The organism is Lentzea miocenica (assembly GCF_033949945.1).
Lineage (GTDB): Bacteria > Actinomycetota > Actinomycetes > Mycobacteriales > Pseudonocardiaceae > Lentzea > Lentzea miocenica.
In genome coordinates, this window is sequence record NZ_JAXAVW010000007.1 from 66,884 (window position 1) to 87,068 (window position 20,185).

1 protein-coding gene is annotated in these 20,185 nt (G+C 70.3%); it reads left to right on the forward strand.

The window, feature by feature from the left end:
• The first annotated feature begins 117 nt into the window (after positions 1-117).
• Positions 118-20,154 (forward strand): type I polyketide synthase, encoded by a 20,037-nt coding sequence (locus tag SK803_RS10470; protein ID WP_319965650.1) that lies wholly within the window; start codon positions 118-120, stop codon positions 20,152-20,154.
• Positions 20,155-20,185: the final 31 nt, after the last annotated feature.

Sequence of the window (20,185 nt, forward strand, 5' to 3'; positions counted from 1 at the left end):
TCCGGGGGCGGCCGGCCGTTTCGTCGTTCCCGGGATTTCTGAGGAATTCGCTACCGCTTTGGCTGCTGCAATTGCTCGCGGGATGACCGTGTCCGGCTGGACTGACGGAGCTGATGAATGAGTACCTCCAGCGAGAAGGTTGTCGAGGCCCTCCGCGCCGCGATGAAGGAGGCGGAGCGGCTGCGCAAGCAGAACCGGCAGCTCGTCGCGGCCGCCACCGAACCGATCGCGATCATCGGGATGGCATGCCGCTTCCCCGGCGGCATCAGCTCGCCGGAGGACCTGTGGGAGCTGGTGTCGTCCGGTCGTGACGCGATCACCGGCTTCCCGGCCGACCGCGGCTGGGACGTCGAGGCGTTGCTCGGCGGCGGGGTTGACGAACGCGGCCACAGCGTGTCCGTGCAGGGCGGCTTCCTGCACGGGATCGCGGACTTCGACCCGGCGTTCTTCGGCATATCGCCGCGCGAGGCCGTGACGATGGACCCCCAGCAGCGCTTGCTGCTGGAGACCTCGTGGGAGGCCCTGGAACGGTCGGGCCTGGACCCGACGTCGTTGCGCGGCTCGCGCACGGGCGTCTTCATCGGCACCAACGGCCAGGACTACGAGCACCTGCTGATCCGCGGCCTCGACGACGCGACCGGCGACGTCGGCACGGGCATCGCGGCCTCCGCCGAGTCCGGCCGCATCTCCTACGCGCTCGGCCTCGAAGGCCCCACGCTGACCGTCGACACGGCGTGTTCGTCGTCGTTGGTCGCGTTGCACTTGGCCGTGCACGCCTTGCGCGCGGGGGAGTGTTCGTTGGCGTTGGCCGGCGGCGTGAACGTCATGTGCACGCCCGGCTCGCTGGTCGAGTTCTCGCGCCAGGGCGGACTCGCCCGCAACGGTCGTTGCAAGGCCTTCTCCGACGACGCCGACGGCACCGGCTGGTCCGAGGGCGTTGGCGTGCTCGCATTGGCGCGGCTGTCTGACGCCGTGTCGTTGGGCTACCCGGTGCTCGCGGTCGTGCGCGGTTCCGCGGTCAACTCCGATGGCGCCTCCAACGGCTTCACCGCTCCGAACGGCCGTGCGCAGCAACGGGTAATTCGCGCCGCACTAGACCGCGCGGGTCTGTCCGCCGCTGAAGTGGACGTCGTCGAAGCGCATGGCACCGGTACACCGCTCGGCGACCCGATCGAGGCGCGCAGCCTGCTGGCGACCTACGGCGCCGATCGTCCTTCGCCGCTGCTGCTGGGCTCGGTCAAGTCGAACCTCGGCCACACGCAGGCCGCCGCCGGCATCGCGGGCATCATCAAGATGGTCCAGGCGATGCGCCACGGCGTCGTGCCCGCCACGCTGCACGTCTCGCGCCCGTCCACCCACGTCGACTGGACCACGGGCTCCGTCGAACTGGCGACGACGGCCGTCGCGTGGCCCGCTGCGGATCGCGTTCCTCGCGCCGCCGTCTCGTCGTTCGGCGTTTCCGGCACCAACGCGCACGTGATCTTGGAGGGGGCGCCGGGGATCCCCCCAATTTCCAGCGTACCGGACGAAAATGCTGGTCAAGGGGTCGCAGAGCAATCTGTGGACAACTCGGCGCCTGTGGACAACTCGGTGCCGTGGCTGGTGTCGGCGAAGTCGGAGGACTCTCTCGCGGCGCAGATCGAACGGGTCCGCGCGCTCGGCGGTGAGGCCGTGGACGTTGGTTTCTCGTTGGCGACCACGCGCGCGTTGTTCGAGCACCGGGCAGTGTTGCTGGGCGGCACCGAGATCGCGCGAGGCTTCGCACGGCGGACCGAGCTCGCGTTGCTGTTCTCCGGGCAGGGTGCTCAGCGCGTCGGCATGGGCAAAGGGCTGTACGAGGCCTTCCCGGTGTTCCGCGAGGCGTTCGACGCCGCGCTCAGCCACCTCAAGCCGGGCCTCCGCGACGTCATGTGGGGCGACGAGGAAGCGCTGAACCAGACGGGCAACACGCAGCCCGCGCTGTTCGCGTTCGAGGTGGCCCTCTACCGGCTGCTGGAGTCCTACGGCGTCGCCGCCGCGCACGTCACCGGCCATTCGATCGGTGAGATCGCCGCCGCGCACGTCGCGGGCGTGCTGACCCTCGAGGACGCCGCGACACTCGTCACCGCACGAGCCCGGCTCATGCAGGCGCTGCCAGCAGGCGGCGTGATGATCGCGCTGCAGGCCACCGAGGATGAGGTCACCCCGCACCTGACGTCGGGCGTGTCCATCGCCGCGATCAACGGGCCGGAGAGCATCGTCATCGCGGGCGTGGAGAAGGAAGCACGCGCGGTCGCCGCTCACTTCGCCGATCGCAAGTCCAAGCAGCTGAGCGTCAGTCACGCGTTCCACTCGCCGCTGATGGACCCGATGCTCAACGACTTCCGTGAAGCCATCGGCGGCATCACGTTCCACAGCCCCGAAATCCCGATGGTCGGCGACGTCACGAACCCCGAGCACTGGGTGCGCCACGTGCGGGACGCTGTGCGGTTCCACGACGCTGTGACCGGCCTGGGCGACAGGACGTTCCTGGAGATCGGCCCCGACGGCGTGCTGTCCGCGCTGGTGGAGCAGGCGATTCCGGCTCAGCGCAAGGACCGGGACGAGCGCACCGCGTTCGTCACCGCGCTCGCCCGCCTGCACGTCGCGGGCGTCAGTGTCGACTGGAAACCGTTCTACCCCAACGGCAAGCGCGTCGACCTCCCCACCTACGCGTTCCAGCACGAACGCTATTGGCCGTCGGTGTCGGTGAGCGCCGGTGACGCCGCCGGACTCGGCCTGACCCCGGCGGACCACCCGCTGCTCGGCGCCGCGATGACCGTCGCGGGCTCCGGCGAGCTGATCCTCACCGGCACGCTGACCAGGACCTCGTGGCTCGCCGACCACGTCGTGTTCCCGACCGCGGGCGTGCTCGAGCTGGCCTTCCGCGCCGCGGACCTCGCGGGCCACGAGCGCGTCGAGGAGTTCACACAGGTCGCGCCGCTGGTGTTGCCGGACAGCGGTGCCGTGCAGGTGCAGTTCCAGGTCGGGCGGGACGGCGCATTCCGGTTCCACGCACGGCGAGGCGCCCAAGAGTGGGTCGAGCACGCGAACGGTGTTCTCGGACAGGGCGTTCCACCGCGGGTGCTGGACACCGAGTGGCCACCGAAGGGTGCGACGGTCGTCGACCTCGACGGCTTCTACGACGAAACGCCTTATGGGTCAGCGTTCCAGGGGCTGCGCGCGGCCTGGCGGCGGGGGCAGGAGGTGTTCGCCGAGGTCGCGTTGCCCGTTGACGCGAAGGGCTTCGGTGTTCACCCGGCGCTGCTCGACGCCGCGACGCACGCCGCCGCGATCATCGGCACCGAAGGCGTTCCCGCCCACTGGCACGGCGTTTCTCTTTACGCGAACGGCGCGGAGGTCGTTCGGGTGAAGCTGTCCGCTGTGGACGGTGGGCTCACGCTGACCGCGGTCGACGTCGCCGGTGACCCGGTGCTGGCTGCGGACAAGGTCGTGATTGAACCGCTCGGCGAACTGGCCGGGCAGACCGGCGTCGACTCGTTGTTCCGCCTCGACTGGGTGCCCGTCACCTACACGCCAGGCGGCGCAACGGTTGTGCACGTCGCAGGCGAGCCGTCGCCGGAGTCCGCGCACACGCTGGCAGCGGAAGCCCTGAGCACGCTCCAGAGCGCCACCGGAAAGCTGATCTTCGTCACGCGCGGCGCCGTCACCGGCGACGACGTCGCGGCTGGTGCGGTCTGGGGCCTGGTGAGGTCCGCGCAGACCGAGGACCCCGGCCGGTTCCTGCTCGTCGACCTCGATGACGCGCCCGAGTCGGAAGCACTGCTGCACGGACTCGGCGGGCTGATCGACGCGGGGGAGACCCAGGTCGTCGTGCGCGCGGGTGAGGTGTTCGCCGGTAGGTTGGCGCGCGCGACCGGAAGTGTTGCGCGCGACTGGGATTCCGCTGGCACGGTGCTGATCACCGGCGGAACGGGCGGCCTCGGTGCCGTTCTCGCGCGCCACCTCGCGACGCGCGGCCAGTGCAAGCTTCTGCTGGTCAGCCGCCGCGGACTTGACGCTCCCGGCGCCGCCGACCTGCGCGACGAGCTGATCGCCCTGGGTGCGGACGTCGACGTGAAGGCGTGCGACGTCACGGAACGCGCTGCGGTCGCCAGTCTGCTGGACGGCGTGCGACTGGCTGCCGTCATCCACACCGCCGGTGTGCTGGACGACGGCGTGATCGGTTCGCTGACGCCCGAACGGCTTTCCGCCGTCATGCGCCCGAAGGTCGACGCCGCGTGGAACCTCCACGAGCTCGCCGGTGACGCACAGCTCGTCCTGTATTCGTCGGTGTCGGGCGTGATGGGCGCGGCGGGTCAGGGCAACTACGCCGCGGCCAACGCATTCCTCGACGCGCTCGCGGCTCACCGCCGCGGACTCGGCTTGCCCGCGCTGTCGCTGGCCTGGGGCGCCTGGGACACCGGCATGACGTCCACTTTGGACGAAAGCGACCTGCGCCGGATGCCGATGCTGTCGGTCTCACAGGGTCTTGCCCTGTTCGACGCCGCCGTGGGCTCGGACGAGTCGTTGCTGGTCCCGCTCGCGTCCGGTGGTGGTGCCGGGCAAGGCGACGTTCCCGCGATCATGCGCGGCCTGGTGCGAGCGGGCAGGCGCACGGCCGCGCGCGAGATCGTGGCCGGTGGCCTGCTTTCGAAGCTCGGCGGACTGTCCGGCGCCGAGCGCGTGCGGATCATCGTCGACGTGGTGCGCGCTGAGGCCGCGAAGGTCATCGGATACGCCAACGCCGACGCGGTGGGCGCGGAGAAGGAGTTCCGCGCGCTCGGGTTCGACTCGCTGACCGCGATCGAACTCCGCAACGCCATCGCTCTGGCCACCGGCCTGACGTTGCCCGCGACGTTGATCTTCGACTACCCGACGCCGCTCGTGCTGGCCGAGCACCTGCTGGCCGAGTTGACCGGCGAGGGTGCCGATCTCGACGTGTCCGCCCAGGGCAGCGCCGACGCGGACGACCCGATCGTGATCGTCGGCATGGCATGCCGTTTCCCCGGCGGCGTCTCGACCCCCGAGGACCTGTGGCGACTGCTCGCTGACGGCACCGACGCGATCGCGAGCTTCCCGACCGACCGCGGCTGGGAGCAGGACGCGCTGGCCGCCGGCGGCACCGTCGAGGGCGGCTTCCTCTACGGCGCAGCGGAGTTCGACCCGGCGTTCTTCGGCATCTCGCCGCGCGAAGCCCTCGCCATGGATCCGCAGCAACGCCAGCTGCTCGAAGTCGCCTGGGAAGCCGTCGAACGCGCGGGCATCAACGCCACGACTCTGCGCGGCTCGAAGACCGGCGTTTTCGTCGGCACGAACGGTCAGGACTACACGAACCTCGTGCTGCGGGCACGCGGTGACATCGAGGGCCACGCCTCGACCGGCCTCGCCGCCGCGGTGATCTCCGGCCGCCTCTCCTACACGTTCGGCTTCGAGGGACCCGCCCTCACGATCGACACCGCCTGCTCTTCCTCTTTGGTGGCCTTGCACCTGGCCGCGCAGTCACTGCGGTCCGGCGAATCCTCCCTGGCCCTCGTCGGCGGCGTGACGGTGATGTCCACACCGATGAACTTCGCCGGCTTCAACGCCCAGGGCGGCCTGGCGGCCGACGCGCGCTGCCGTGCCTTCTCCGACAACGCCGAGGGCACCGGCTGGGCTGAAGGCGCGGGCGTGCTCGTCGTCGAACGCCAGTCCGACGCCCTCCGCAACGGCCACGCCGTGCTGGCCGTCGTGCGCGGCTCGGCGGTGAACCAGGACGGCGCCTCGAACGGTCTGACCGCTCCCAACGGCCCGGCGCAGCAACGCGTGATCCGCCAGGCCCTCGCCAACGCCGGTCTGTCCACCTCGGACGTCGACGCGGTCGAAGCGCACGGCACCGGCACGCGTCTGGGCGACCCGATCGAAGCCCAGGCGCTGCTCGCCACCTACGGCCGCGACCGTGTTGGAGCGCCGCTCTACCTGGGCGCGATCAAGTCGAACCTCGGCCACACCCAGGCTGCCGCGGGCGTGGCGGGCATCATCAAGATGGTGCTGGCGTTCCAGCACGGCCTGCTGCCCCAAACCTTGCACGTCACTGAGCCCTCCACGCACGTCGACTGGTCCGCGGGCGCCGTCTCGCTGCTCACGTCGAACACCCCGTGGCCTGCGACGGACCGCCCGGCCCGTGCCGGCGTCTCGTCGTTCGGCCTGTCCGGCACCAACGCTCACGTGATCTTGGAAGCCCCGAGCGGGCCGTCCTCTTCTGGCCAGGAATTGTCAGACCAGCCTGAGATGATTGGGATGGGGGGTGGATCCCCCCAGGGGGTCGGCCAATCGGGATCGATTCCGCAGGTGGCGGCCGTGCAGCAGGACGGTGCGGCACGGCAGGACAGCGCGGCACGGCAGGACAGCGCGGCACGGCAGGACAGCGCGGTGCCGTTGGTGGTGTCGGCGAAGTCCGCGGCGGCGTTGGACGCGCAGATCGAGCAGGTCCGGGCGGTCGAGGGGGACGCGCTCGACGTCGGGTACTCGTTGGTGCACCAACGCGCGTTGTTCGAGCACCGGGCCGTGGTGGTGGACGGCGACGTACTGGCTCGTGGTGAGGCGTCGGGGAAGACGCTCGCCATGGTGTTCTCCGGGCAGGGCGCGCAGCGGCTGGGCATGGGGCGGGAGCTGTACGAGGAGTTCCCCGCGTTCAGGGCCGCGCTTGACGAGGTGTTCGAGCATCTTGCGAACGTGCGCGAGGTCATGTGGGGTGAGGACGCCGAGGCGCTGAACCAGACGGGCAACACGCAGCCCGCGCTGTTCGCGATCGAGGTGGCGCTGTATCGGCTGGCGGAGTCGTTCGGCGTCGTCCCGCGGCTGCTGGCCGGGCATTCGATCGGTGAGATCGCGGCCGCGCACGTCGCCGGGGTGTTCAGCCTGGAAGACGCGGCGATGCTCATCCGCGAACGCGCGCGACTCATGCAGGCGTTGCCACAAGGCGGCGTGATGATCGCGTTGCAGGCCAGCGAGGACGAGGTCGTTCCTCACCTGACCTCCGGCATCTCCATCGCGGCGATCAACGCAGCCGATTCGCTGGTCATCGCGGGGGTCGAAGATGAGGTTCGCGCGGTCGTAGCGAGGTTCGACGGCCGTAAGAGCAAGCAGCTCAGCGTCAGTCACGCGTTCCACTCGCCGTTGATGGAGCCGATGCTCGACGAGTTCCGCGAAGCGATCGCGGGAATCCGGTTCAACGAGCCGAGCATTCCGATCGTGACCACCGGTGACGTCACCGACCCCGAGTACTGGGTCGGCCACGTCCGTGACACCGTGCGGTTCACCGAGAACGTCGGCAAGCTCGAGGAACGGGGCGCGAGCGCGTTCCTGGAGATCGGTCCGGACGGGGTGCTGGCGGCGCTCGTGGACGGAGCGATTCCGTTGCTGCGCAAGGATCGTGGCGAGCACAAGGCGTTCCTGGCGGCGCTCGCGAGGCTGCATGTCAGCGGCGTGGACGTTGACTGGTCGAGCTTCTACAACGGCGGGCGCGGGGTCGATCTGCCGACGTATCCGTTCCAGCACGAGCGTTTCTGGCCCGAAGCGGCGACCGGCGTGGTGGCCGCGGATCCGGCTGACGCGGCGTTCTGGACGGCGGTCGAGCAGGAGGACGTCGCGTCGCTCGCCGCCACGCTCGACCTCGACGGCGAAACGCTTGCGGGAGTGCTGCCGGCGTTGTCGGCGTGGCGCGGCAAGCGCAGGGCGCAGTCCACCGTGGAGTCGTGGCTGCACCGGGAGAGCTGGCAGCCGATCACGGGTCTCACTCCGAAATCGGGCAAGTGGCTCGTGGTCGGGCCGGCCGACGATGTGCTGGTCAGCACGCTTGGGGACGTCACGCGGATCGACGTCGAGCGGGCCGATCGTGAGCACCTGGCGTCGCGGCTCGCGGATTTCGCGCAGGAGCCGTTCACCGGTGTGATTTCGTTGGTGGGCGAGGGTGAACTCGAGTCGATCACCGGCACGGCCGCGCTGATCCAGGCTCTTGGCGACGCGGGCGTGATGGCCCCGCTGTGGGTGGTGACGCGTGGTGCGGTGTCGACCGGGCGCGCGGACGTCGTCAGCGATCCCTGGCAGGCCGGCGTGTGGGGGCTCGGCCGGGTGGCCGCGCTGGAGCACCCGAACCGCTGGGGCGGCCTGATCGACCTGCCCGCCGAGCTGGACGAACGCGCGGCGCAACGGTTCGCTGCGGTGCTGGCGAGCGACGAGGACCAGGTCGCCGTCAGGGCGTCGGGCGTGTTCGGCCGCCGTGTTCTCGTGGCACCGCGCGCATCTCAGGAGTGGCAGCCGCGCGGCACCGTGGTGATCACCGGTGGCACGGGCGCGCTCGGCAAGCACGTCGCACGCGACCTCGTGGCGCGCGGCGCGGAGAAGGTCGTGCTGCTGAGCCGCCGCGGCATGGACGCGCCGGGTGCGGCGGAGATCGTCGCGGAGCTGGGCGTCGAGGTCGTGAAGTGTGACGTCGCGAACCGCGCCGAGCTGGCCGCGGTGCTCACGACGGACGTCAAAGCCGTTGTGCACGCGGCCGGCGTGCTGGACGACGGCGTGCTGGACGGGCTGACACCCGAGCGGTTCGCCGACGTGTTCCAGGCGAAGGTCACCTCGGCATTCCTGCTCGACGAACTGACCCGCGAGCTGGAACTGGACGCGTTCGTCCTGTTCTCGTCGGTCGCGGGCGCGATCGGCAACCCAGGCCAGGCCAACTACGCGGCCGCGAACGCCGTGCTCGACGCCATTGCCGTGCGACGTCGTGAACACGGCCTCGCCGCGACGTCGATCGCATGGGGCGCCTGGACCGGCGACGGCATGGCGGGCGAGGAACGCGTCGCACGGACGATCAAGTCGGTCGGCGCGTCCACTTTGGACCCAGAACTCGCGATCGCGGCGATGCGAGGCGTGGTGGCGGAGACCACGCCTACCGCCGTGATCGCGGACATCCACCACCCGCAGCTGCTCGGCGCGTTGCTGAGCCTGCGGCCGTCGCCCGTGCTGGCCGAGTTGCCCGGCGCCCGCGAAGTGCTGGACGAGCTGGCGGCCGCGCGCCGCGACAGCGAGTCGGCCGCCACCGAACTGCGTCGCAGCCTGCGTGAACTGCCTGCCGCGCAACGGTTCGATCCGGTTCTGGAGCTGGTCCGAACGCGCGCCGCGCAGGTGCTCGGCCACTCCGGCAAGGAGGCCGTGGCCAGCGACAAGGCGTTCCGCGACATCGGGTTCGACTCGCTGACCGCGGTCGAACTGCGCAACCAGCTCACCGAGATCACCGGTCTCGCGCTGTCCGCCGGCCTGGTGTTCGACTACCCGTCACCGCGGGTGCTGGCCGAACATCTGCTGGCGTCGTTGCTCGGAGAGGGTGTCGAGGCTGACGACGTCTCGGTCGTGCAGACCACCGACGACATCGCGATCGTCGGCATGGCCTGTCACTTCCCGAACGGCATCGACTCGCCGGAAGACCTGTGGCAGCTGCTGGTCGCGGGCGAGGACGCGATGTCGGACTTCCCGGCGGATCGCGGCTGGGACCTGGCCGCGCTGCAGAGCTCGACGTTGCGCGGCGGGTTCCTGACCGGGGTCGCGGACTTCGACCCGGCGTTCTTCGGCATCTCGCCGCGGGAAGCGCTGGCGATGGATCCGCAGCAGCGGTTGTTGCTGGAGACGTCATGGGAGGCCGTCGAACGTGCGGGTGTCGACCCGTCATCATTGCGTGGCTCGCGCACCGGCGTGTTCGTCGGCACGAACGGGCAGGACTACCAGCACGTCGTCATGGCCTCCAACGAGGACCTGGAAGGCCACGCCGGAACCGGTCTTGCCGCTTCGGTGATCTCCGGGCGCATCTCCTACGCGCTCGGACTGGAAGGGCCCGCGGTCACGATCGACACGGCGTGCTCGTCGGCCTTGGTGGCGCTGCACCTCGCCGCGCAGGCGTTGCGCGGCGGCGAGTGCTCGCTGGCGCTGGCCGGTGGCGTCACGGTGATGGCGACGCCGACGTCGTTCTCCGGCTTCTCGCGGCAGGGCGGCCTCGCGCCGGACGGCCTGTGCAAGGCGTTCTCGGAGTCCGCGGACGGCACCGGCTGGTCCGAGGGCGTCGGCATCCTCGTCGTGGAACGGCTTTCCGACGCCGTCGCCGCCGGGCACCCGGTGCTGGCGGTCGTGCGCGGCTCTGCGTTCAACCAGGACGGCGCCTCGAACGGGCTGACCGCGCCGAACGGTCCTTCGCAGCAACGCGTCATCCGGCAAGCGCTTGCGTCCGGCGGTCTGGCACCGTCCGATGTGGACGCTGTGGAGGCGCACGGCACCGGCACCGTGCTGGGCGATCCGATCGAGGCGCAGGCGCTGCTGACCGTGTACGGGCAGGACCGTGCCGATCCGCTGTGGCTGGGATCGGTGAAGTCGAACCTGGGCCACACGCAGGCGGCGGCCGGTGCGGCGGGTGTGATCAAGATGGTGATGGCGTTCCAGCACGGCCTGCTGCCGCAGACCCTGCACGTCACGTCGCCGTCGTCGCACATCGACTGGTCGGCGGGCGCGGTCTCGCTGCTGACCGAGAACACCCCGTGGCCTTCGCTCGACCGGCCTTGGCGCGCGGGCGTCTCGTCTTTCGGCATCTCGGGCACCAACGCGCACGTGATCTTGGAGGCGGCGGCCGCGGGGATCCCCCCATTTTCCAGCGTACCGACTGCAACGGCAGGTCAGGGCGCTGCCGCGGGATCTGTGGACAACTCGGCGCCTGTGGACAACTCGGGTGTTGTCGATCTTGCCGGCCAGGAGTTGTCGGCCTCTCGTGGGACGCTTGGAGTGGGGACCTCGGACTCCCCCTGGGGGGCCCAGTCGGGATCGATTCCGTTGGCGGTGTCGGCGAAGTCGGCGGCTTCGCTGCGGGCGCAGGTCGAGCGGATCGGCGCGGTGCGGGCGGCGGAGGTCGACGTCGCGTACTCGCTGGTGAAGTCGCGGGCCTTGTTCGAGCACCGGGCGGTGTTGTTCGAGGGCGCGGAGATCGCCACCGGGGTGGCGGGGGAGCACACGCTGGCGGTGCTGTTCTCGGGGCAGGGGTCGCAGCGGCTCGGCATGGGCCAGGAGTTGTACGCGCGGTTCCCGGAGTTCGCGGACGCGTTCGACGACGTGCTCGCGCACCTCGACCCCGAGTTGAAGGGTGTCACCTGGGGCGACGACGAGGAGAAGCTCAACCAGACCGGGTACACGCAGCCAGCGTTGTTCGCGTTCCAGACGGCGCTGTACCGGTTGCTTCAGGCGTTCGGGATCAGGCCCGCCCACCTCGCCGGGCACTCGATCGGTGAGATCGCGGCGACGCACGTCGCGGGCGTGCTCAGTTTGGAGGACGCGGCGAAACTCGTCAGTGCGCGCGCGAGTCTCATGCAGGCGTTGCCGCGGACCGGCGCGATGGTCGCTGTGCAGGCGACCGAAGAAGAGGTGAGCAGGCACCTCACGAGCAAGGTGTCGATCGCGGCCGTCAACGGGCCTGCGAGCGTCGTCATCGCGGGCGACGAGACCGAGGTCGAGGCCATCGCGAGCCGGTATGAGAAGACCAAGCGGCTCAAGGTCAGCCACGCGTTCCACTCGCCGCTGATGGAGCCGATGCTCGACGACTTCCGCCGTGCGATCGCAGGACTCCGGTTCAGCGCGCCGAAGATCCCGATCAGCGCGACCGGCGACGTCACCGATCCCGAGTACTGGGTCAGCCACGTCCGCGACGCCGTCCGGTTCACCGACAACGTCGCGAAGATCCCGGCGACCAAGTTCCTCGAGGTCGGGCCGGACGGGGTGCTGTCCGCACTCGTCGACGGCGCGATCCCGACGCTGAGGAAGAACAAGACCGAACAAGCCGCGCTGGCCACCGCACTCGGTCAAGTACACGTTGACGGAATCAACGTTGACTGGACTCCGTGGCTCCGGGGCGGACGGCTGATCGCCCTGCCGACCTACCCGTTCGACCACGAGCGGTTCTGGCCCAAGGCCACGGTCGGCGGCCGCGCGGGCGACCCCGCCGCGTACGGGTTGCGGTCCGGCGGGCACCCGTTGCTCGGCGCGGCCATCGCCGTCGCCGGCACCGACGAGTTCGTGCTCAGCGGACGCCTCAGCCTCGCTACGCACCCGTGGATCGCCGATCACGTCGTCGGTGGAGCGGTGCTCTTCCCCGGCACAGGTTTCCTCGATTTCGCGATCCGCGCGGGCGACATGGTCGGCTGTGATCGCGTCGACGGGCTCACGATCGTCGTGCCGCTGGTGCTTCCGGAGCGGGACGCCGTCGCCGTTCAGGTGCGGGTCGGTGCGCCGGATGATCACGGGCGCCGGGCGGTCAGCGTGCACTCGCAGCACCCGGACGCCGACGAGTGGATCCAGCACGCCGGCGGCACCCTCGCCGAAGGCCCGCACCAGGCCGAGTTCGACACCGGCGAGTGGCCGCCGGCCAACGCGGAAGTCCTTGACCTGGAAGCCTTCTACGAGACGCTCGCGGAAGGCGGCCTGGCCTACGGGCCGATCTTCCAGGGGTTGCGGCAGGCTTGGCGTCACGGCGACGAAGTGCTCGTCGAGGTCGCGCTGCCGGACAGCGTCGATGACGCCGCGACGTTCGGTGTGCACCCGGCGTTGCTCGACTCGGCGTTGCACGCCATCACGTTCGTCGAGGGCGCAGGCCAGGGGCTGCCGTTCGAGTGGAACGGTGTGTCGCTGCACGCCATCGGGCCGTCACGGCTGCGCGTTCGCCTCAAGCACACCGGCGGTGACGCCGTCGAGGTCACCGCGGTCGACGTCGAGGGCGCGCCTGTCCTGTCGGTGAAGTCGCTGGTGGTCAGGACGCCGTCCACGAAGGCACCCAGCAACCCCGTGCAGGACTCGCTGTTCCGCGTCGACTGGGTTCCCGTGCAGGTCGGCGAGGCAAGCGAGATCGACGCGCGAGTCGTCGAGATCAACGGTGGCGCGGATGCGGCGGCCGTTCACGAGACGACCCAGCGCGTGCTGGAGATCTTGCAGAACGCCGAAGAACGCGTGGTCTTCGTGACGCGTGGTGCCGCGGCGGTCGGTGACGAATCGATCACCGACCTCGGTGCGGCGGCCGCGTGGGGACTCGTGCGGTCCGCGCAGGCCGAAGACCCCGGCAAGTTCCTGCTCGTCGATCTGGACGAGCGCGGCGAACTCACCCCCGGCATGCTGGTGACCGAGGAACAGCAGCTGATCGTCCGCGACGGCACCGTCCACGCTGGACGGTTGGCGCGCCTGCAGACCGGGCCGGCGCTGGTGCCGCCGGCCGGTACGCCGTGGCGTCTCGACACCACCGCGAAGGGCAGTCTGGACAACCTCGTCCTGGCGCCGTGGACGCCAGAACCGTTGCAGGGCAAGCAGGTTCGAGTCGCGATCCGGGCGGCGGGCCTGAACTTCCGTGACGTGTTGAACGCGCTCGGCATGTATCCGGGCGAGGCGGGGTCGTTCGGCGCGGAGGCCGCGGGTGTGATCGCCGAGGTCGGGCCGGAGGTCGAGGGGCTGGAGGTCGGCGACCCGGTGTTCGGGCTGCTGTTCGGCGGCATGGGACCGGTCGGCGTCATCGAAGAGCCTTACCTGACCAGGCTTCCGGACGGCTGGACGTTCGAGCAGGGCGCGTCGGTGCCGCTGGTGTTCCTCACCGCTTACTACGCGTTGATCGAGCTCGGGAACGTGCGGCCGGGGGACAAGGTCCTCGTGCACGCCGGCGCCGGTGGTGTCGGCATGGCGGCGATCCAGGTCGCCCAGCACCTCGGCGCGGAGGTCTTCGCGACCGCGAGCGAGGGCAAGTGGGACGTGTTGCGCGGGCTCGGCCTCGACGACGCGCACATCGGCAACTCGCGCGACACGTCGTTCGAGCAGAAGTTCCCGCGGGTCGACGTCGTGCTGAACGCGTTGACCGGCGAGTTCATCGACGCGTCGCTGCGGTTGCTCGGTGAGGGCGGGCGTTTCGTGGAAATGGGCAAGACCGATCTGCGGGAGGACGTGCCGGGCATCTTCTACCGGCCGTTCGACCTCGGTGAGGCGCACCCCGACCACGTCCAGCGCATGCTCGTCGCGCTCGTGGAGCTGTTTGAAAGCGGTGTGCTGAAGCCGCTGCCGATCGCGGCGTGGGACGTGCGGCGGGCTCGGGACGCGTTCCGGTTCATGAGCCGTGCCAAGCACATCGGCAAGATCGTGATCACCGTGCCCAGGGGCTGGGATCCGTCAGGCACTGTCGTGATCACCGGCGGCACGGGTGGTTTGGGCGCGGAGCTGGCGCGGCATCTCGTCGGGCAGGGCGTGCGCAAGCTGTTGCTGCTGAGCCGTCGTGGCCTCGACTCACCGGGTGCGGCGGAGCTTTCGGAGCTGGACGCGGACGTGACGATCGCGGCGTGCGATGTGGCTGATCGGGACGCGTTGGCTACCGTCCTCAATGGACATAAGGTGACCGCTGTCGTGCACACGGCCGGTGTGCTGGACGACGGTGTGATCGCCTCGATGACGCCGGAGCGGCTGGAGAAGGTGCTGCGGCCCAAGGTGGACGCGGCCTGGAACCTGCACTCGCTGGTGCCGGACGCGCACTTCGTCCTGTACTCGTCGGTGTCCGGTGTGCTGGGAACGGCCGGCCAGGGAAACTATGCGGCTGGTAACGCGTTCCTCGACGCTCTGGCCCAACATCGGCGCGCGTTGGGACTTCCCGCGGTGTCGTTGGCTTGGGGCGCTTGGACGTCCGAGGTCGGCATGACCAGGACGATGGACTCGGCCGCGTTGGAGCGGCTGGAGAAGTCGTCCATGCCGCCGATCTCGCTGGAGCACGGCCTGGCGCTGTTCGACGCGGCGATCGGGGTGGACGAGCCGCTGGTCGTGCCCGCGCGGATCATCACCGGAGCCAGCACGACGATGGTGCCGCCACTGCTGCGCAACCTCTTGCGAGGCGGGCGACGGACTGCTGCGCGCGTTCAGGGAACCGTTGCGTTGCAAGGTCTGCAGGACGTTCGACCGGCTGAGCGGATCAGGACCCTGGTGGACCTGGTGCGCGGCGAGGCGGCGGCGGTGCTCGGGCACGCGTCGGCCGACGCGATCGACGGTGAGCGCGAGTTCCGGCAGCTCGGGTTCGACTCGCTGACGTCGGTGGAGCTGCGCAACCGGCTCGGTACCGCGACGGGGCTGACGTTGCCCGCGACGCTGGTGTTCGACTACCCGACGCCGCAAGCGTTGGCGGAGCACCTGATCGCCGAGCTCTTCGGCGGTTCTACCGAGGTCGAGGACTCGGTGCGGGTGTCCGACGAGGCCATCGCGATCGTCGGCATCGCCTGCAGGTTCCCCGGTGGTGTTTCCTCGCCGGAGGAGCTGTGGGAGCTGGTGCTGGGCGGGCGGGACGCGATCACCGGCTTCCCGGCGGACCGCGGCTGGGACGAGAACCTGGTCGGCGACGGTGCCGGGCAGTCCGTGACCGGGCAGGGCGGCTTCATCGAGGGCATCGCGTCGTTCGACCCGGCGTTCTTCGGGATCTCGCCGCGGGAGGCCGTGTCGATGGACCCGCACCAGCGGCTCGTGCTGGAGACGTCGTGGGAGGCGCTGGAACGCACGGGCATCGACCCGCTGGCGTTGCGCGGATCGCGGACCGGTGTCTACGTCGGTGCTTCCGGGCAGGACTACGCGCACCTGATGCTCGCGTCCGAGCAGGCGCTGGAGGGGTACTCGGGCACGGGGACCTCGCCGAGCGTGATCGCCGGCCGGGTGTCGTACGCGCTGGGGCTGGAAGGCCCGTCGATGACGATCGACACGGCGTGCTCGTCGGCACTGGTCGCGTTGCACTTGGCGGTGCAGGCGTTGCGCAACGGCGAGTGCTCTTTGGCGCTGGCCGGTGGTGTGCAGGTGATGTCGGCGCCGGGTGCGTTCATGGAGTTCTCGCTGCAGGACGGCCTCGCGCGTGACGGCCGTTGCAAGCCGTTTTCCGACACCGCTGATGGCACCGCATGGTCTGAGGGCATCGGTGTGCTCGTGGTCGAGCGACTGTCCGATGCCGTCGCGGCTGGGCACGACGTTCTCGCTGTCGTGCGTGGCTCCGCGGTCAACCAGGATGGTGCGTCCAACGGCCTGACCGCGCCCAACGGCCCCTCGCAGCAGCGCGTCATCCGTCAGGCGCTGGCTTCGGCCGGGCTCAAGTTCGCCGACGTCGACGCCGTGGAGGCGCACGGCACGGGCACGACGCTGGGCGATCCGATCGAGGCGCAGGCGCTGCTGGCGACCTACGGCCAGGACCGCACCTCGCCGCTGCTGCTCGGCTCGATCAAGTCGAACATCGGCCACACGCAGGCCGCGGCGGGCGCCGCCGGTGTGATCAAGATGGTGATGGCGCTGCGACACGGCCTGCTGCCACGCACGATCAACGTCACCGCGCCTTCGACGCACGTCGACTGGACGGCGGGCGCGGTGTCGCTGTTGCAGGAGAACACGCCGTGGCCCGCCACGGACCGTGTGCCCCGTGCAGGCATCTCGTCGTTCGGCATCAGCGGCACGAACGCGCACGTGATCTTGGAGGCCGCGCCGACCCCGCCGGAATTGTCAGACCCGGCTGAGATGATTGGAGTGGGGACCTCGCGTCCCCCCAAGGGGGCCCCGCTCGTTTTTTCGGCGAAGTCCTCCGCTTCGCTGCGCGCTCAGATCGAACGGGTCCTGGCGGTCGAGGCGGACGCGTTCGACGTCGGGTTCTCGCTGTTGAGGCGGTCGCGGTTCGAGCACCGCGCGGTGCTGCTGGACGGAGTGGAGATCGCTCAGGGGCAGGCCGGTCGGCGGAAGCTGGCGGTGCTGTTCTCCGGGCAGGGGTCGCAGCGGGTCGGCATGGGTCGGGAGCTCTACGAGCGGTTCCCGGTGTTCCGGAAGGCGCTCGACGCCGTGCTGGAGCACGTCGACGTCCGCGAGGTCATGTGGGGCGACGACGCCGAGGCCTTGAACCAGACCGGGAACACGCAGCGCGCGTTGTTCGCGATCGAGGTCGCGCTGTTCCGGCTGGCGGAGGCGTTCGGGATCGAACCGGACTACGTCGGCGGACACTCCGTCGGTGAGATCGCTGCCGCGCACGTTGCCGGGGTGCTGAGCCTCGAAGACGCCGCGAAGCTCGTCAACGCCAGGGCCGCGCTCATGCAGGCGCTGCCCGGCGGGGGAGCGATGATCGCGGTCGAAGCCACCGAGGACGAGGTGGAGACGAAGGACGCGGTGTCCATCGCGGCCATCAACGGGCCGCGGTCGCTGGTGCTCGCCGGTGAGGAGCAGGCGGTCCGACAGATCGCTGACGGGTTCGCCGCGCAGGGCCGCAAGACTAAGCGTTTGCCGGTCAGCCATGCGTTTCACTCGCCGTTGATGGAGCCGATGCTGGAGGACTTCCGCGCCGTCGTGACGGCGCTGGACCTCGCCGCGCCCCGCGTCCCCGTCGTGTCCAACCTGGCCGGGCGGATCGCGGGCGCCGAGCTCGCCGAACCGGAGTACTGGGTCCGGCACGTCCGGGAGGCAGTGCGGTTCGCCGACGGCGTGACCAGCCTGGAAGCCGCGGGTGTCAACGCGTTCCTGGAGATCGGGCCCGACGGGGTGCTGTCCGCGCTCGTCGACGGGGCGATCCCCGCGCTGCGCAAGGACCGCGACGAGACCACCGCCTGGCTCACCGCGCTCGCCCGGCTCCACGTAGCCGGCACCCACGTCGACTGGGCGCCGGCGTTCGACGGCACCGGCGCGAAGCGCGTCGACCTCCCGACCTACGCGTTCGACCACGACCACTACTGGCCGACGCCGATGGCCCAGGCCGCCGACGCGTCCGGGCTCGGCCTCGGGCCCGCCGACCACCCGCTGCTCGGCGCCGCGATGACCGTCGCCCAGCAGGACGCCGTCGTGTTCACCAACCGGCTCGCGGTCGCGTTCCCCGAGACGGCGTTCGCGGAGATCGCGTTCCGGGCCGCGGACCAGGTCGGCTACGGCACGGTCGAGGAACTGACGATCACCGGCCCACTCGCCCCCGGCGTGCTGCAGGTGTGGATCGGCGCGCCGGACAACGGAAAGCGCGCCTTGACCGTCTACACGCGACCGAACGACGAGCAGCCGTTTGTCCCGATCGCCACCGGAACACTCGCGGAAGGCGAGTACCGGGCCGGTTTCGCGGTCAGCGAGTGGCCGCCGAAGGGTGCGACGGCGATCGGTGAGCGGATCTGGCAGGCCGGCGACGCGGTCTACGCCGAGGTCACGTTGCCGGAAGGCGCCACGGACGCCCAGTTCTACGGCGTCCACCCGGCGCTGCTCGACTGCGCGACCAGGTTCACCGAGGAAACCCGGGTACCGCTGGAGTGGCACGACGTCAGCCTGCACGCGGTCGGCGCCGACACGCTGCGGATCAAACTCGGCAACGGCGAGTTCGCCGCGGTCGACACCAACGGCTCGCCGGTCGTGTCGGCGCGGAACATCGTGTTCGGCGCACCGCTTGCGGCACAACAACACCAGGACTCGCTGTTCCGCGTGGAATGGGTGCCCGCTCCCGAAACCCAGCCCGCCACTGACGTCCGCGAGGTCCGGTTCGCCGGCGACAGCGTGCAGCAGGCGCACCAACTCGCGGCCGAGGCGCTGGAACTGGTGCAGCAGTCCGAGGACCGGCTGGCCTTCGTGACGAGCGGCCTGGCGAGCGCGACCGTCGAAGGCCTGGTCCGCACCGCGCAGTCGGAGAACCCGGGTCGCTTCCTGCTCGTCGACACCGACGGCAGCACCCCGCTGCCCACCGGCCTGCTCGACGCGGGAGAGACACAGGTCCGAGTCCGCGACGGGCAGGTGCGGGTCGCTCGTCTCGCCCGAGTCACCGGTACGGCCGAGATCAGCGAGTGGGATCCAGACGGCACTGTCCTGATCACCGGTGGAACCGGCGGTCTGGGCGCGGAACTGGCCAGGCATCTCGTGGCCGAGCGCAACGTCAAGCGCCTGCTGCTGGTCTCGCGGCGCGGCGGCGACGCACCGGATGCCGTTGCGTTGCAAGCAGAACTGACCGCGCACGGGGCCGACGTCACGATCGCCGCCTGCGACACCGCCGACCTCAAGGCCGTGAAGAAGGTGGTCAAGGGCGTCAAGCTCACCGCCGTCATCCACACGGCCGGTGTGCTCGACGACGGCATCATCGGTTCGCTGACGCCGGAGCGGCTGACGACGGTGCTCAAGCCGAAGGTCGACGGCGCCTGGAACCTCCACGAGGCTACGAAGAAGCAGAAGCTCAAGGCGTTCGTGCTCTACTCGTCGGTGTCGGGCGTGCTCGGCAGCGCCGGTCAAGGCAACTACGCGGCGGCCAACGCGTTCCTCGACGCACTGGCGGAGTACCGGCGTGAGCAGGGTCTGCCGGCGACCTCGCTGGCGTGGGGGCCGTGGGCGCAAACCGGTGGAATGACGGCACATCTGCAGGACGGCGCGATGGAACGCATCGGCCGCACCGGCATGCCGCCGCTGTCGGTCCGGCAGGGCATGGCGCTGTTCGACGACGCCACCTCCCGTGAGGACGCGGTGCTCGTGCCGGCCCGCATCGCCACCGGACGCGCCAACGGTCCGGTCGCGGCGATCCTGCGCGGCCTCGTCCGGGGTGGGAAGCGCGCGGCCGGCACCGGCGAGTCCACTGTGGACTTCGCGCAGACGTTGAACGCGGTGCCCGCAGCGGAACGCGCCCAGTACCTGGTCGATCTGGTGCGCGGCCACGCGGCCGGCGTCCTCGGGCACTCCTCACCCGCGGCGATCGACAACGACAAGCAGTTCCGCGACCTCGGCTTCGACTCGCTGACCGCGGTGGAGCTGCGCAACAGCCTCGCCTCCGCAACGGGTCTGAGGCTGCCCGCGGGCCTCGTCTTCGACTACCCGACGCCCGACGAACTGGCGTCCTACCTCGCGGGCGAACTGCTGGGCGATGACGCGGGACCGTCGATCTCCGGTGAACTCGACCGGCTGGAGGCATCGTTGGCGGCCTGTTCGGCCGACGACCTGGCCCGCGACGGCGTCGCCGCCCGGCTGCGCAACCTGCTCACCCAGTACGGCAGCGGCGCCAAGGCGGAAGAGGCCGTGAGCGACCGCATCAACACCGCGACCGTGGACGACGTGTTCGCCTTCATCGACAACGAACTCGGCCGCCGCACCGAGCGCTGACCCCACCACGCACGCAGACGGAAGGTTTCCG